Annotated in this window: 12 protein-coding genes and 2 pseudogenes; 12 read left to right on the plus strand and 2 right to left on the minus strand. The window is 67.4% G+C overall.

Annotated elements, in window-relative coordinates:
* Positions 1-28: 28 nt before the first annotated feature.
* Complete coding sequence (locus JZ791_RS18350; RefSeq protein WP_216896375.1) at positions 29-409, minus strand: DUF3499 domain-containing protein; 381 nt, start codon at positions 407-409, stop codon at positions 29-31.
* Between the two features lie 199 nt (positions 410-608).
* Between JZ791_RS18350 and JZ791_RS18355 the strand changes: the two genes are divergently transcribed.
* Positions 609-1,082, plus strand: coding sequence for a metallopeptidase family protein (locus JZ791_RS18355; RefSeq protein ID WP_216896363.1), 474 nt, complete (start codon positions 609-611; stop codon positions 1,080-1,082).
* Between the two features lie 116 nt (positions 1,083-1,198).
* Here the strand turns inward: JZ791_RS18355 and JZ791_RS18360 are convergent, their stop codons facing one another.
* Positions 1,199-1,432 carry a WhiB family transcriptional regulator gene (locus JZ791_RS18360; RefSeq protein WP_030515006.1) on the minus strand — a complete coding sequence of 78 codons (234 nt, stop codon included), beginning with the start codon at positions 1,430-1,432 and terminating at the stop codon, positions 1,199-1,201.
* Between the two features lie 687 nt (positions 1,433-2,119).
* Between JZ791_RS18360 and cofD the strand changes: the two genes are divergently transcribed.
* The 11 genes and pseudogenes from cofD to JZ791_RS18415 form a co-directional block, all read left to right on the plus strand.
* The gene (gene cofD, locus JZ791_RS18365) at positions 2,120-3,064 is read left to right on the plus strand and encodes a 2-phospho-L-lactate transferase (protein WP_254205910.1); all 945 of its coding nucleotides are present in this window, start codon (positions 2,120-2,122) and stop codon (positions 3,062-3,064) included.
* A gap of 5 nt (positions 3,065-3,069) precedes the next feature.
* On the plus strand, positions 3,070-4,422 hold the full coding sequence (locus JZ791_RS18370; protein ID WP_438804534.1) for a coenzyme F420-0:L-glutamate ligase: 1,353 nt from the start codon (positions 3,070-3,072) through the stop codon (positions 4,420-4,422).
* A 35-nt stretch (positions 4,423-4,457) separates the two neighbouring features.
* On the plus strand, positions 4,458-4,976 hold the full coding sequence (locus JZ791_RS18375) for an NUDIX hydrolase (RefSeq protein ID WP_216896365.1): 519 nt from the start codon (positions 4,458-4,460) through the stop codon (positions 4,974-4,976).
* 409 nt (positions 4,977-5,385) lie between these two features.
* A pseudogene (locus JZ791_RS18380) lies at positions 5,386-6,050 on the plus strand (response regulator transcription factor).
* 427 nt (positions 6,051-6,477) lie between these two features.
* The gene (locus JZ791_RS18385; protein WP_308162975.1) at positions 6,478-7,593 is read left to right on the plus strand and encodes an alkane 1-monooxygenase; all 1,116 of its coding nucleotides are present in this window, start codon (positions 6,478-6,480) and stop codon (positions 7,591-7,593) included.
* Positions 7,594-7,699: 106 nt separating this feature from the next.
* A complete protein-coding gene (ahcY, locus tag JZ791_RS18390; RefSeq protein WP_216896367.1) occupies positions 7,700-9,175 on the plus strand; it encodes an adenosylhomocysteinase in 1,476 nt (491 codons plus the stop codon).
* Positions 9,176-9,373: 198 nt separating this feature from the next.
* Positions 9,374-10,021: a dTMP kinase gene (locus JZ791_RS18395; RefSeq protein ID WP_216896368.1), complete on the plus strand. Its 648-nt coding sequence runs from the start codon at positions 9,374-9,376 to the stop codon at positions 10,019-10,021.
* A gap of 78 nt (positions 10,022-10,099) precedes the next feature.
* Positions 10,100-10,777 carry an MtrAB system response regulator MtrA gene (gene mtrA / locus JZ791_RS18400; RefSeq protein ID WP_245401060.1) on the plus strand — a complete coding sequence of 226 codons (678 nt, stop codon included), beginning with the start codon at positions 10,100-10,102 and terminating at the stop codon, positions 10,775-10,777.
* A 50-nt stretch (positions 10,778-10,827) separates the two neighbouring features.
* Complete coding sequence (mtrB, locus tag JZ791_RS18405) at positions 10,828-12,837, plus strand: MtrAB system histidine kinase MtrB (protein WP_216896369.1); 2,010 nt, start codon at positions 10,828-10,830, stop codon at positions 12,835-12,837.
* Positions 12,838-12,854: 17 nt separating this feature from the next.
* Positions 12,855-14,678: an MtrAB system accessory lipoprotein LpqB gene (gene lpqB / locus JZ791_RS18410; RefSeq protein ID WP_216896370.1), complete on the plus strand. Its 1,824-nt coding sequence runs from the start codon at positions 12,855-12,857 to the stop codon at positions 14,676-14,678.
* A gap of 595 nt (positions 14,679-15,273) precedes the next feature.
* Positions 15,274-15,455, plus strand: a pseudogene (locus tag JZ791_RS18415) (ComF family protein); the annotation flags it as partial.

Raw genomic sequence — 15,455 nt, forward strand, 5'->3', positions numbered from 1 at the left:
GCGTCGCGGCTACCTGGTGGACCGGCAATCAGTTCGGCGGGTCGGGCAGCACGCGCAGATGCCCGCGACGGCCGGTGCGCGCGGGACGGGCCGAACGCTGCGGGGCGGGCTGGTCCGGATAGCCGCGCTGCTCGGGTTCCGGCGTGCGGCGGCGCATTCCGGCCTCGCGCACCGCTTCGGCCAGGGCCGTCAGATCGTCGTCGTCCGGTGAGCTGAACCCGCCCTCGTGGCGGACCATGTCCCAGCCCTTGGGCGCGGTGATTCGGGAGGCGTGCGTCTCGCACAGGTCCCAGGAATGCGGCTCGGCGACGGTGACCAGCGGGCCGACAACGGCCGTCGAGTCGGAGTACACGTAGGTCAGCGTCGCAACGGCCGGGTTCTTGCAGGCCGGCCGGCAGCAACGACGCATGGGGATCACGAAAAGGAGAGTAGCCCTCCGCGCGTCCGTGCGCTGTGGGACACGCGCTAATACATGGGACCAGTTCGCCCGATTGGTCGGGGCCGGCGGCAGCAGCCCGCGTAACCACGTCGGGCCGCCCGATCGGACAACTCTGCCCGGCCTCACCTAGGCGCACCGAGCTGGGGGCGGGGTGACTAATGTCGTGCGTATGACGCGATCACGGAGGCGGCCGCCGACCGCACGGTCGGTGATTCGTCGCGGCCGAGGCGTGCGCGGACCGATGCTGCCGCCGACGGTGCCCGCCTGGCGCACCAGGGGCCAGCAGTTCGACCGGCTGGTGCTCGAGGCGTTCGCACCGCTGGACAGCCGCTGGCACGACCGGCTCACCAAATTGGATATCGCGGTCGACGACGTACCGAAAATACGTCCACTCCACCCGGATTCGGTGACGTGGCCGGACGAGGTGGTCGCCGACGGCCCGGTGCCGCTGTCCCGGCTGATCCCGGCGGGCGTGGACTCGCGCGGCGCGGCGACGCGCGCCCGCGTGGTGTTGTTCCGCAAGCCGCTGGAATTGCGTGCGAGCGATCCGGACGACCTGATAGACCTGCTTCGCGAGGTTCTGGTCCAGCAGATCGCCACCTATTTGGGTGTGGATCCGGACGTCATCGATCCGGACGAATAGCGGATCGGCGCCCGCCGCGACCGCTCGACCTCGCCGCACCCCGTGGTGCAGCGAGGGCAGAACAGCCGGCCCGCTGCGGTCCGATTCGAACCGCGAACGGTGACAATCGCTTTCCTTTAGCTGATGCCCCGCTTCAAGCGGCGCCGCTCGCGCTCGGACAGTCCACCCCAGATGCCGAAGCGTTCATCGTGTGCCAGAGCGTATTCCAGGCATTCGTCGCGGACCTCGCAGCCCATGCAGATCCGCTTGGCCTCGCGTGTGGAGCCGCCCTTCTCCGGGAAGAACGCCTCCGGGTCGGTCTGGGCACACAGCGCCCGTTCCTGCCACTGCTCCTCGATCGTGTCGAACATCGTGTCGAAGTCGGTGACGATGAGACTGAGCTTCGGCGGTTCGGGTTTGCGCTGTGTTCGCGCCCACTGACCACCAACGTGCCCTCCCGTATCCGAACCGGTCACCTGACTTCCCCCCTCTCGTTCCTCGGTCCAGCTGTCCGTGCAGACGCCTGGTACTGCGCCTGCTGTGGAATCGGAATGCGATACACCACCCGGAATGCCAGACGGGGCCAGCTCTTCGGCCATCGCTCCGCCTCCTCACTGTGTGTTAGCGCAGAAAGATTTATCCGTCGGACCCGATCTGCACACCGACGGCCCAACACCGCGACGTTGTCTCGCGGCCTTCCCCGAGCTGGTCATCCCGGTTCGAACATCTGTTCGAATCTTGGTCTGCGCCTTGCACTCTCGCGCGGACCCGAAATGACATGCCTGTGATTAGACACGCCGGACGGCGCGATGGTCAAGCTGCCGACACTAATCCGTTACTATCCGCAACCGTCTTCGCGACGGTTTTGTAACCGTCAAGTAGCTAATGAGCGGCAAATATGCTGCGCGAAGCGACGGTAACGGTACGGCATAGGCTATGCGGATGTGACTGGAGAACAAGCGGACATCCCGCCCGGCACGGCGGTGAGCCGCCCCCATGACACTGCGGCCGACTCCTCCGAGACGGCGCCGCCCGATCGTAAGACCAGCGTCGCCGTACTGGTCGGCGGAGTCGGTGGCGCACGGTTTCTACAGGGTGTGCGCGCCCTGCTGCCCGACGCGGAGATCACGGCGATCGTGAACGTCGGCGACGACGTCTGGATGCACGGCCTTCGTATCTGCCCCGACCTCGATACCTGCATGTACACCCTCGGCGGGGGTATCGACACCGAACGCGGCTGGGGCCGCGCGGGCGAGACCTGGCACGCCAAGGAGGAGCTGGCGAAATACCACGCTCAGCCCGATTGGTTCGGGCTCGGCGACCGGGATATCGCCACCCATCTGGTGCGCACCGAAATGCTGCGCGCGGGGTACCCGCTCTCCGCGGTCACCGAGGCGCTGTGCAACCGCTGGCAACCGGGTGTTCGACTCGTTCCGGTGACCGACGACAGGTGCGAAACACATGTCATTATCAGCGAGCCGGACAACCCTGGCGAACGTCGCGCGATTCATTTCGAGGAGTGGTGGGTACGCTACCGGGCGAGCGTCGAGACCCATGGATTCGTCACAATCGGGGCGGAACAGGCCACACCGGCACCAAATGTGACAGAAATCATAGATCGCGCTGATGCGGTTCTGATGGCCCCGTCGAATCCCGTTGTCAGCATCGGCTCGATCCTGGCTGTGCCCGGTATTCGAGGTGCCTTGCGCACCACATCGGCCAAGGTAGTCGGGCTGTCGCCGGTGATCGATGGCAAGCCGCTGCGGGGTATGGCGGACGAATGTCTCACCGTGATCGGAGTGGAGACCTCCGCCGAGGCCATCGCCCGGCATTACGGCGCGCGGTCGGAGACCGGAATCCTGGACGGCTGGCTGATTCACTCCACCGACACCGCGCAGGTGCCGGGAGTGGAGGTACGCAGCGTGCCACTGCTGATGACGGATCCGGCCGCGACGGCCGAGATGGCGCGCGAGGCACTGGACATCGCGGGGGTGAAGCCGTGAGTGTCATCCTGCCCGAGTCCGGTGATCACGCGCCCGGTGGCGAGGTACGCATACTTCCCGTGCCCGGGCTGCCGGAGTTCCGTCCCGGCGACGACGTCGCGGAACACATCGCGGCACAGGCCCCCTGGCTCGCCGACGGCGACATCCTGGTCGTCACCAGCAAGATCGTGGCCAAGGCCGAGGGCCGGATCGTGCCCGCGCCCGCGGACCCCGAGGAACGCGACGTCATGCGCCGCGAACTGGTCCTGTCCGAGGCGGTGCGCGTGCTGGCGAGCAAGGGCCGCACCCTGATCACCGAGAACAAGCTCGGCATCGTGCAGGCCGCCTCCGGCGTGGACGGCTCCAACGTCGAGCAGGGCGAACTGGTTCTGCTACCCGCCGATCCCGACGCCAGCGCGCAGGCCCTGCGGACCGCACTGGCCGAGCGGCTCGGTGTGCGGGTCGCCGTCGTCATCACCGACACCATGGGCCGGGCCTGGCGCAACGGGCAGACCGACGCCGCGATCGGCGCTGCCGGACTGCGGGTGCTGCACGACTACGCGGGCTCGATCGACGGTCAGGGCAACGAACTTCAGGTCACCCAGGTCGCCGTCGCCGACGAGCTGGCCGCCGCGGCCGATCTGGCCAAGGGCAAGCTCGGCGGGGTCCCGGTCGCGGTGGTCCGCGGCCTGAGCCCGTTCGACGACGGCTCCCGCGCGGCGGATCTGCTGCGCGGCGGCGAGGACGACCTGTTCTGGCTGGGCACGGCCGAGGCCATCGACCGCGGCCGTCACGAGGCGCTGCTGCTGCGCCGCTCGGTGCGCCAGTTCTCCGATCAGCCGGTCGCTCCCGAGGTGATCCGCGCCGCGGTGGCCGCCGGGCTGACCGCGCCCGCGCCGCATCACACCCGGCCGGTGCGGTTCGTCTGGGTGCGCGACCGCGCGGTGCGGCAGCGGCTGCTGACTGCGATGGCCGACCGGTGGCGCGAGGACCTGACCGGCGACGGCCGCACCCCCGAGAGCGTGGAACGCCGGATCGCGCGCGGCGCGATCCTGTCCGAGGCCCCCGAGGTGATCGTCCCGTTCTGCGTGCCCGACGGCGCACACGACTATCCGGACGAACGCCGCCGCGCCGCCGAGCAGACCATGTTCACCGTCGCCGTCGGCGCGGCCGTGCAGGGATTGCTGGTCGCGCTGGCCACCCGGGGCGTCGGCAGCTGCTGGATCGGATCGACCATCTTCGCCCCCGAGGTCACCCGGGAGGCGCTGGGATCAGCCGCGGACTGGAACCCGCTGGGCGCCATAGCCGTCGGCTACCCCCTCGAGGATCTGTCGCCTCGGGACCCCCGCGAGGCGGGCGACGGCCTGATCGAACTATAGGGTCGGCGCGGGCCGACAGCGATCGAGAGGATGGGATGAGCGCGAGTTCACTGCACGAGTCGGCGACGGGGCTGCTGGAAACCTGGTCCCCGGCAACGGGACCCGAGCAGTCCCTGCGCGAGGCGATGCTGGCCTTCCTTGGCTCGGCCCCGCGCGGTTGCCTGCGCGAGCACGCGCCCGGTCACATCACCGCCTCGGCGCTGGTGTTCTCCCACGACGAGAGCGAGATCCTGCTGACCCTGCATCCGCGCGTGGGCCGCTGGATCCAGCTCGGCGGCCACTGCGAGGAGCTCGACGCCACGGTGAGCGCGGCCGCGCTGCGTGAGGCCATCGAGGAATCCGGCATCGGGGATCTGTCGATCGACCCGGAACTGTATGGGGCGCAGGCGCATCCGATCACCTGTTCGCTGGGCCGCCCCACTCGCCACCTGGATCTGCTGTTCAAAATCGTCGCGCCGAAGGGTGCTGTGCCCGTACGAAGCTCGGAATCGACGGATCTGCGGTGGTGGCCGGTGGATGCATTGCCCGACGACGCCGACGTATTGCTGCGCTGATTCGCCGACCGCCGTTCCCCGGCTCGGTCGGCTCCGTCGTTCCCGCGTGGTCGACTTCGTCGTACCCGCGTTCCTTTGGCGGGAACCACCTGGTACACAACGGTTCCCGTAGGGGGCCGCGTCTGGCCCAATCAGATCGCGGCAGGCTCGTTTTCCGTTTCGGCGGAACGGGATTCAGCCCGCACGGTGTCGTCCTCGACCATGCTCGACTCGTCGAAGGGCAGTTCACGGTTCAGGACCGCGCGGATATGGGCCGGAATTGCAACGGGTTCGGGCTGGCGCTGGTGTGGCGCCTGGTGACCCGGTACGGCGGCACGCTGGGGGCGCGGTGAAGTCCGGAATCGGCTGTTGTGGTGAGGATTCCGCGATGACGGCAGAAGATCCACCAACTCCGGGCCCGCGGCCGCCCATGCCGCCGCCGATCCGGGTCATGATCGCGGAGGACGATCGGCGCATCGCCCGGGCGCACCGGACCTCCGTGGAGCGAGTGGCCGGCTTCATCCCAGCAGCCGTCGCGCATACCGGCCGCGACGCTCTGCGTGCCGTGACAATGGCGCACGCCGCCGGCGCACCGATGCTGGACATCGGCCTGCTCGATATCGGCGGCCTCGACGTGGCCTCGGCGCTGACCCGGCTGCCCCCGTCCGGATATGATCGCGATCACATCGTACCGGGATCTGGCGATGGTCCGCGCCGCGGTCTCGCACGGGATTGCGCTGTATCTGCTGAAGCCGTTTCCGTTCACGGCGTTTCGGGAGAAACTCGAGCGCTACCGGGAGTTTCGCGCCACGCTGTCGCCAGAGGAGCCGAGCTTGACCCAGTGCGACATCGATCGGGCGTTCAGTGCCCTGCGCACTCCCGACCCCCGGGGCAGCGGTCCCGAAAGGTATAGCCCCGCAGACACTCGAGCAGATCACCCGGGCCGTGCGCGCGGCCCCCGGCGGGCTCTCGGCCACCGACGCCGGGCAGCGAGTCGGCGTCTCCCGGGTGACCGCCTGGCGCTACCTGGAGCGTCTGGCCACCGAGGGAGCGGTCGAACGGCACACCACCTACGGCTGGGCGGGACGTCCGTAGGTGCGTTATAGCTGACGTCGATGATTGGTAACGATCACAGGAAGTTCATCCGGACGGTCTGTTATGTCCGCCCCGGGTGTTTCCGAGTCGTGTTGTGCTGTATAACGATTCCGTTGTCGCTCGCAGTGTGTGCTGCGGGACAACTCATCCAGTTTGAAACACTTCCATGAGAGGATGACACGCGATGCCACGGCTCGTTGACGATGTTTGCCTCTGGGATGCGGTTCTCCTAGGTGTCTATGAGCAGCCTTAAAAGCAGACCGGATGGCATGTAACGGCCATCACTTGAAAGTGCGAAGGTAGTGCGTAACGGGCGTAAAGGCTGTACCTATCTATGGGCAAGAGTTCCACAGAATCTTTTAGCGGGGCAAACGTGCAATCGGTCGGCAATCGCTCGGCTAAGCCCGATCCGAAGCGGTACCTATGGGTGCTGGGTTTGATAGCACCCGGTTCCGCCATACTGCCGTCGCAGTTGGTGCTGTACACCGGCTTGCCGGTGTTCTGGTGGATCGGGCCGATCATCGTGCTGATCGCGATCCCGGTACTGGACTGGGTCGTGGGCGACGACGGTACGAATCCGCGTGACGAGGACTACGAACTGCTGTCGAACGACCGCTACTACCGCTGGTGCACGTATCTGTTCCTGCCGATCCAGCTGATCGGGCTGTGGGCGGCCTGCTATCTCTGGGCGCAAGATCAGCTGAGCTTCCTCGACAAGTTCGGTCTGGCAATGACTTTGGGCCTGGTCAGCGGCATCGGCATCAACGCCGCGCACGAGCTGGGTCATCGGGTCGAGCATGCCGAGCGGTGGCTGGCGAAGGTCGCGCTGGCCCAGTCGGGGTACGGCCACTTCTTCGTCGAGCACAACAAGGGTCATCACGCCAGGGTTGCCACGCCGGACGATCCGGCCAGCGCCCGGTTGGGCGAGTCGCTGTGGGAGTTCCTGCCGCGCAGCGTGCTCGGCGGCTTCCGCTCGGCCATCACGCTGGAACGGGACCGTCTGCATCGCAAGGGATTGCGCTGGTGGACCTGGCAGAACAACATCCTGCAGGCCTGGGCGATGACGCTGGTGCTGTACCTGGCCCTGCTGGCCGCGTTCGGTCCGGCGATGCTGCCCTACCTGCTGCTCCAGGCGGTCGTCGGGGCCGCGCTGCTCGAAACGGTCAACTATGTCGAGCATTACGGCCTGCTGCGCAGCCGCAAGCCCAACGGGATGTGGGCGCGCTGCTCGCCCGCGGACAGCTGGAACAGTGACCGGTTGGTGACCAACATCTTCCTGTTCCACCTCCAGCGGCACAGTGATCATCACGCGAATCCGGGACGGCGGTACCAGACTTTGCGTAGCTCGCAGGAGGCGCCGCAGTTGCCCGCCGGATACGCGAGCATGATCGTGCTGGCGGTGGTGCCGCCGCTGTGGCGGCGCGTCATGGACCCCCGGGTGCTCGCGCACTACGACGGCGACGTCAGCCGGGCCAATATAGCCCCGCGCAAGCGGCAGCGGATACTGGCTGCGTACGACAGCGGGCCCGCGGCCGCGGCCTGATCGAACCGGCGCGGCGGTCGGTGCCCCTACCCATGCGTACCGTGTACGCAGGTTTCGTATTACGCTCTTCTGCGTACACGCCGACAAGGAAGGTGCAGCGAGGCAGATGACGACCGCAGTGAGCAGCACAACGACTGCCGACAGCCGCAACGGGATCGATTTCAAGGTCGCGGACCTGTCGCTGGCCGAGTTCGGCCGCAAGGAAATTCGACTCGCCGAGCACGAGATGCCCGGCCTGATGGCGTTGCGCCGGGAGTACGCGGAGGTGCAGCCGCTGAAGGGCGCCCGGATCTCCGGATCGCTGCACATGACCGTGCAGACCGCGGTGTTGATCGAGACTCTGGTGTCGCTGGGCGCGCAGGTGCGCTGGGCCTCGTGCAACATCTTCTCCACCCAGGATCACGCCGCCGCGGCCGTGGTCATCGGGCCGCACGGCTCCATCGAGGAGCCCAAGGGCGTGCCGGTGTTCGCCTGGAAGGGCGAGAGCCTGGAGGAGTACTGGTGGGCCGCGGAGCAGATGCTCACCTGGCCGGGTGAGCCCGCGAACATGATCCTGGACGACGGCGGCGACGCGACCATGCTCGTGCTGCGCGGCGCGCAGTTCGAGAAGGCGGGCTTGGTGCCGCCGGCCGACGAGGACCACTCCGCCGAGTTCACGGTGTTCCTGAACCTGCTGCGCGAGCGGCTGGAGACCGATAAGACCAAGTGGGGCACGATCGCCGAGAGTGTGCGCGGCGTCACCGAAGAAACCACCACCGGCGTGCTGCGGCTGTACCAGTTCGCCGCCGCGGGCGAGCTGGTGTTCCCGGCGATCAACGTGAACGACTCGGTCACCAAGAGCAAGTTCGACAACAAATACGGCACGCGCCATTCGCTCATCGACGGCATCAACCGCGGCACCGACGTGCTTATCGGCGGTAAGAAGGTGCTGATCTGCGGCTACGGCGACGTCGGCAAGGGCTGTGCGGAATCGCTGGCCGGCCAGGGCGCGCGCGTGCAGGTCACCGAGATCGACCCGATCAACGCGCTGCAGGCGCTGATGGACGGCTTCGACGTGGTCACCGTCGAGCAGGCCATCGGCGACGCCGACATCGTGGTCACCTCGACCGGCAACAAGGACATCATCGGCCTGGACCACATGAAGGCCATGAAGGAACAGGCCATCCTGGGCAATATCGGCCACTTCGACAACGAGATCGACATGGCCGCGCTGGAGCGGTCGGGCGCGAGCAAGCTGAACATCAAGCCGCAGGTCGACCTGTGGACGTTCAAGGAGTCGGGCAAGTCGATCCTGGTGCTGTCCGAGGGCCGCCTGCTGAACCTGGGCAACGCCACCGGCCACCCCTCGTTCGTGATGAGCAACAGCTTCTCCAACCAGGTCATCGCCCAGATCGAGCTGTGGACCAAGCCGCAGGAATATGACAACGAGGTCTACCGCCTGCCCAAGCACCTGGACGAGAAGGTCGCCCGCATCCACGTCGAGGCGCTGGGCGGAACCCTGACCAAACTCACCAAGGATCAGGCCGAGTACATCGGCGTGGACGTCGAGGGCCCGTACAAGCCCGAGCACTACCGCTACTAGGGTCCGAGCCGTCCCGGCCGCGCCGTCGTCCGGCTGCTTCACCACCGTCATCCAGGCATGCTTTCGGCCGGGATCCATCGCAATCAACCGCGAGCCGTAAATTCCGGCCGAAAGCGTGCCGGGACGGCGGGGTGAGCGTGCCGGGACGACGGTGGGGAGCACGCCGGTGTGTCGGTGGTGCGCGGTAGCCTGCTGCGTATGGGAGTGCTGGTTGCGGTCGAGGGCCTGGACGGGGCGGGTAAACGCACGCTCATCGAGGCGGTCGTGGGCCACCTGACCGACCGGGGACTGCGGGTGGCCACCCTGGCCTTCCCCCGCTACGGCAGGTCGGTGCACGCGGATCTGGCGGCCGAGGCGCTACGGGGTCGGCACGGCGATCTGGCCGCGTCGGTGAACGCGATGGCGCTGCTGTTCGCGCTGGATCGGGCCGCCGCGCGCGACGAGCTGCTGAAGCTCCTGGCGGACAACGACATTGTGCTGCTGGATCGCTACGTCGCCTCGAATGTCGCCTATAACGCCGCACGGACCGACCAGTCCACAGACGGTGAAATGGCCGCTTGGGTCGCGGAATTGGAATTCGGGCGATTCGATCTGCCGGTGCCCGACGCGCATGTGTTACTCGCGGTACCGGCGGAATTGGCGGCCGAACGCGCCCGTCGGCGTGGCGAACTCGACGACACCCGTGCGCTGGACGCCTACGAAAGCGACAGGGCGCTACAGGAACGCACGGCGGAGGTCTATCGTGTGATGGCCGAAGCACGCTGGCACGGTCCATGGTTGCTGCATGCACCGCATGACGATCCGGCAACATTGGCCGTGCGCCTGTCGAAATTGATTGCCCGATAGGGTTGGATGTGCGTCGGAAACGTACCAGTGTTGGCGTGGTTGCCCGTTCCGAGCCGAAGAGATGACAACATAGTACTTATGAAGCCGAAGATTCTGGTCGTCGACGACGATATGGCGCTCGCGGAGATGCTCACGATCGTCTTGCGCGGCGAGGGTTTCGATCCCCACACCGTTGGCGATGGCACGCAGGCACTGACCGCGGTCCGGGAGTTGCGCCCGGATCTGGTTCTGCTGGACCTGATGCTGCCGGGCATGAACGGCATCGACGTATGTCGTGTGCTGCGAGCCGATTCCGGTGTGCCGATCGTGATGCTGACGGCGAAAACGGACACGGTCGACGTCGTGCTGGGTTTGGAATCCGGCGCCGACGATTACATCGTCAAGCCGTTCAAGCCGAAGGAACTCGTCGCCCGGGTGCGTGCGCGGTTACGCCGCACCGAGGAGGAGCCCGCCGAGCTGTTGTCCATCGCCGATATCGTGATCGATGTGCCCGCACACAAGGTCACCCGCGGCGGCCAGCAGATCTCGCTGACTCCGCTCGAATTCGACCTGCTGGTGGCGCTGGCCCGCAAGCCGCGCCAGGTGTTCACCCGCGAGGTCCTGCTCGAGCAGGTCTGGGGCTACCGGCATGCCGCCGATACCCGCTTGGTCAACGTGCATGTCCAGCGCCTGCGCGCCAAGGTCGAGAAGGATCCGGAGAACCCCGAGATCGTGCTGACCGTCCGAGGCGTGGGATACAAGGCCGGACCACCGTGATCGATCGCGGTGACGCCCATGCCTGAGCCGAGTGCCATCGAGGCTTGGGCATGAGTGTTGACTCCAGGGGTCGCCTAGAGCGGCCGCTGGCGGTGTTGGCGGCGTGGTTCAAGACGATCGGGGACGCCCTCGGCCATATGTGGCGGCGCTCGCTGCAGCTGCGCGTCGTCGTGTCCACGCTGACCCTGTCGCTCATCGTGATCACCATCCTCGGGGTGGTGCTGACCAGTCAGATCACCGATCGGCTGCTCGATGGGAAGATCTCCGCGGCCGTGGACGAGATGACGCGGGCCCGCGCGATCGTGGACAGCCAGCTTGTCGGGGTACAGAACCAGAGCACCCAGACCGCACGGCTGGACGCCGCGCGCAGTGCGCTGTCCATCGGTAACAGCGGTGAGGCGGGCAGCGCGGCGGGCAGCTTCAACTCCGCGCTGGTCATGGTCGGTGAGAACATGCAGGAGATCCCGGCCGGCCCGATTCAAGAGGTGCCGAACGAGCTACGACGCTTCGTCCAGCAGGGGCAGATCAGCTACCAGTTCGCGACCGTGTCGGATCCGGATGGCTACCACGGCCGGGCACTGATCATCGGTAGCCCGAGCAGCCAGGTGCCGACGCTCGAGGTGTATCTGATCTTCCAGCTCACCAATGAGGAACGCAGCCTGTCGCTGATGCGCGGCACCATGTTCATCGGTGGTGCGGTCCTGCTGGTGCTGCTCGGCGCGATCGCCCTGCTGGTGACCAGGCAGGTGGTGCTGCCGATCCGCTCGGCCGCGCGCATCGCGGGCCGGTTCGCCGACGGGCGCATGAAGGAGCGGATGCTGGTGCGCGGTGAGGACGATATGGCCAAGCTGGCCATCTCGTTCAACGCGATGGCCGAGAGTCTGTCCAACCAGATCACCCAGCTGGAGGAGTTCGGCAACCTGCAGCGGCGCTTCACCTCCGACGTCAGCCATGAGCTACGCACCCCGCTGACGACCGTGCGCATGGCCGCGGATCTCATCCACGGCTCCAGCGACGATCTGGATCCCGCGCTGGCGCGCAGCGCCGAGCTGCTGGTGACCGAGCTGGACCGGTTCGAGGGCCTGCTCAACGACCTGCTCGAGATCAGCCGTCACGACGCCGGCGTGGCCGAGCTGCAGGTGGAATCGCTGGACGTGCGGATGTGCGCCCGGGCGGCCATCTCCACCGTGCGGCATCTGGCCAAGGATGCCGGTGTCGAGGTGGTCGTGGATCTGCCCGAGGAGCCGCTGGTCGCGGAGGTGGATCCGCGACGGGTGGAGCGGGTGCTGCGAAACCTGCTGGCCAACGCCATCGATCACAGCGAAGCCAAGCCGGTGCTGATCCGCATGCGCGGTGACGCGGATGCCAACGCGGTCGCGATCGTGGTCCGCGATCAGGGTGTCGGCCTGCGGCCGGGCGAGGAGAAACTGGTGTTCAACCGGTTCTGGCGCTCGGACCCCTCCCGGATGCGCCGCTCCGGCGGCACCGGCCTGGGCCTGTCGATCAGCGTGGAGGACGCCAACCTGCACGAGGGCAAGCTCGAGGCATGGGGTGAGCTGGGTGTGGGCGCGAGCTTCCGGCTGACGCTGCCGCTGGTGCGTGCTCGCAAGATGGGCGTCAGCCCGCTGCCGCTGGAACCGCCCAAGCGCCGCTCGGCGGTGCAGGACGGTGGGCCGCGCACGGCCGAGTCGGCCGCCGCGAACGATACGGCCTCCCGCCTCGCGCTCGTCGCGACCTCGGACGGCGTTGTGGTGGAGCTGAATTCGAGAGCTGTCGAGCCGGAGTCGACCGAGGCCGATCCGGAGTCGATGTCGGGTGATGAGGCCGATGTGCGAGCCGCATCGGCGAACGCGGAGCCGGTCTCGGGTCACGAGGATCCGGATTCGGCCGACGCGCGGCCGGAATGGGCGGAGCCCGAATCGGATCCGGGTGGTGATGCGCCCGAATCGACGGCGGAGCACTCGTCGTCAGCGGACTCCAGCAACGGCCGCGCGGCCTCCGAACCCCCTGAAGGCACGGATGACTCCGTATCCCTGGACACCGGAGACAGACAGTCATGAGCAGACGCGGCGGTGGTATGAACACACGGTGCGCGGGCCGATTACGGATGCGCGCTGTCCTCGGCGCGCTTGTGGCGGCGGTGCTGCTGCTCGGTGCGTGTGCCAACCTGCCGGACTCCTCGGCCCCGCAGGCGCTGGGCACCATCGAGCGCGCGCCCACCAGCACAGGCCCGACACCGCCGGCCGTGGGACGCGATCCGGATCTGCTGGTTCGCGATTTCCTCACCGCTACCGCCGATCCCACCAATAGGCATGCCGCCGCGCGGTTGTATCTGACCCCGGACGCGTCATCGAGCTGGGACGACGCCGCGAAGACCTCGATCGTGGACACGCCGGATACGCTGTTGCTCTCTCGCACAGCGGATACGGCGGTCTTCCAGCTCCGCGGTCGAATGCTCGGTGAACTGGACGCCGATGGATCGTTCCACGCCACGGACAAGGCATTCGAGACCCAGATCACGATGGCGAAGCTCGACAACGAGTGGCGCATCGATCAGCTGCCGGCCGGGGTCATCGTCGACAAGGACGCCTTCTACAAGGCTTATCAGCGATACTCGCTGTTCTTTCCGAACAGCTCGGGCACCACGTTGGTGCCCGATCTGCGCTGGATCTCGACCGGCAAGGGCCAGCTCGCCCAGCGCCTGCTGTCGCTGTTGGCCGCGGGGCCGCAGACCGCGTTGGCGCCGGCGGTGCGCAATGTGCTCAGTGCGCCGGTGTCGGTGCACGGCGCCGTCACCAAGGCCGACGGGCAGACCGACAATGTCGGCGTCGGGCTGGGCGGGGTGCAAATCGACTTCGCCGGTGCGGCCGCGCTGGATCAGCACAGTAAGGAGCTGCTGGCCGCGCAGGTGGTGCAGACCTTCGCACCGGCCGACATTCTCGGACCCTATCTGCTGCTGGCCGATGGGAAACCGCTCGACGACCGCTACCCCAACGGTATGTCGGCGGGCGACGTCGGCACGCTCGATCCGGCGGTCGCCGATCGTAACCAGATCGGCCTGCACGCGGTGAAGGATGGCGGGCTGGTCAGCGTCGATGCCGACAAGGACACTATCGTGCGGACGCCCGGCTATTTCGGCAGCGTGCACAATTTGCGGTCGGTGGGCCTGTCCGGCGACGGTCAGCTCGTCGCCGCGGTCGCCGACAGCGGCCAGCCCGCCCCGGCGCCGTCGCGCACGCTCGTCATCGGGGACTACGACGGTACGACGCCCTTCTCGGTGGCACAGGGTAATTCGTTCACTCGGCCGTCGTGGACGGCGGACGGCAGCGCCGCGTGGACCGCGATCGATGGCAATCGAGTGATCCGGGCCGTCCATGACCGCGCCACCGGGACCGTATCCGTCCAGAACGTCGACATCTCGGCGTTGACCTCCGCGCAGGCCGACAGCACCGATCCAGTACCCCGGCTGCCCATCACCGATCTGCGAATATCCCGGGACGGCGCACGCGCGGCGATCATCGCCAACGGCAAGGTATTCCTGACCGTCGTCGTTCCGCACCCGGACGGCCACTACTCGTTGCAATCGCCGCAGCCCGTCGCGGTGAATCTCAGTACCCCGGCGGTGTCCATCGACTGGATGTCCTCCGAAACACTGGTTCTCGCACGAGACGGCAACGTGGACCCGGTGGAGTCCGTATCCGTCGACGGCACCGCCCTGTCCCGGATGGCCAGCCAGAACCTCACCCCTCCGGTGCGTGTCGTCAGCGTCTCACCCGACGCCCAGTACGTCGCCGATTCACGTGCGGTGATGCAACTTCAGACCGCCGCCTCACCGGCGGACAGGTTCTGGCGCGAGGTCAACGGCCTAGGCTCCAACGCCGTTCCGGTGCTCCCGGGCTAGCGGCCCCAGAGCAAAACCCTTGGCATGTAGCTATCGATCGGCCAGCGCGCCCACCGATTGCCATCGTAGGCCGGCAGATTCCGAACTGTGCACTGGTGCAGTGCCTTTCGGTGAGATAACCCTGAACAGTAAACTCGCGTGGGCTGGTCCGGTAAACAGGTGATCGGATGTGCCTGCGCCCCAAGCGGTTCCGGCTCGATCGACCGATCTCCGATTACGGCCCCCGCGATGGCCTTGTGCAACGCGTGCATGACCATCATGCTCGGTCGTGGCCGGGCGATGTGGCCGGGCGATGTGGCCGAGTGGCATGGCCGAGTGGCATGGCCGAGCGACGTGGCCGAGCGACGTGGCCGAGTGGCGTGGCTGGCCGAGCGACGTGGCTGAGTGGCGTGGCTGGGTGGCGTGGCCGAGGGATGTGGCCGGGTGGCGTGGCCGAGCGATGTGGCTGGGTGGCGTGGCCGGGTGGCATGGCTGAGCGACATGGTCGGGGTGACTGCGGTGTTGGATGGGTCGCGGCGCGCCCGGGGCGAGGTCGTGTGGTCGGTGTTCGTTGTTTCGTGGCGAGCCTGTCGGTGGCTGTGGGCATACTCGGAGCATGCTGCTGGATCTGATCCTGCCGCTCGAATGCGGGGGGTGTGGGGTGCCCGGTGTCGCGTGGTGTGCCGGGTGTGCGCGAAGTCTTGCCGGGCCGCCGGTGCGGGTGCGGCCGCGCAGCGATCCCGGTGTGCCGTGCTGGGCGCTGGGGCAGTATCGCGGCGCCCAGCACGGCACACCGGG

It is taken from the genome of Nocardia alni, from assembly GCF_019038435.1.
GTDB classification, from domain to species: Bacteria; Actinomycetota; Actinomycetes; order Mycobacteriales; family Mycobacteriaceae; genus Nocardia; species Nocardia alni.

Coding starts and splice junctions, on each gene's coding strand:
- mtrA (WP_245401060.1), top strand. CDS start 10,100: ATGAAGCCGAAGATTCTGGTCGTCGACGACGATATGGCGCTCGCGGAG.
- JZ791_RS18350 (WP_216896375.1), bottom strand. CDS start 409: ATGCGTCGTTGCTGCCGGCCGGCCTGCAAGAACCCGGCCGTTGCGACG.
- JZ791_RS18395 (WP_216896368.1), top strand. CDS start 9,374: ATGGGAGTGCTGGTTGCGGTCGAGGGCCTGGACGGGGCGGGTAAACGC.
- mtrB (WP_216896369.1), top strand. CDS start 10,828: ATGAGTGTTGACTCCAGGGGTCGCCTAGAGCGGCCGCTGGCGGTGTTG.
- ahcY (WP_216896367.1), top strand. CDS start 7,700: ATGACGACCGCAGTGAGCAGCACAACGACTGCCGACAGCCGCAACGGG.
- JZ791_RS18375 (WP_216896365.1), top strand. CDS start 4,458: ATGAGCGCGAGTTCACTGCACGAGTCGGCGACGGGGCTGCTGGAAACC.
- JZ791_RS18355 (WP_216896363.1), top strand. CDS start 609: ATGACGCGATCACGGAGGCGGCCGCCGACCGCACGGTCGGTGATTCGT.
- JZ791_RS18360 (WP_030515006.1), bottom strand. CDS start 1,432: ATGTTCGACACGATCGAGGAGCAGTGGCAGGAACGGGCGCTGTGTGCC.
- lpqB (WP_216896370.1), top strand. CDS start 12,855: ATGAACACACGGTGCGCGGGCCGATTACGGATGCGCGCTGTCCTCGGC.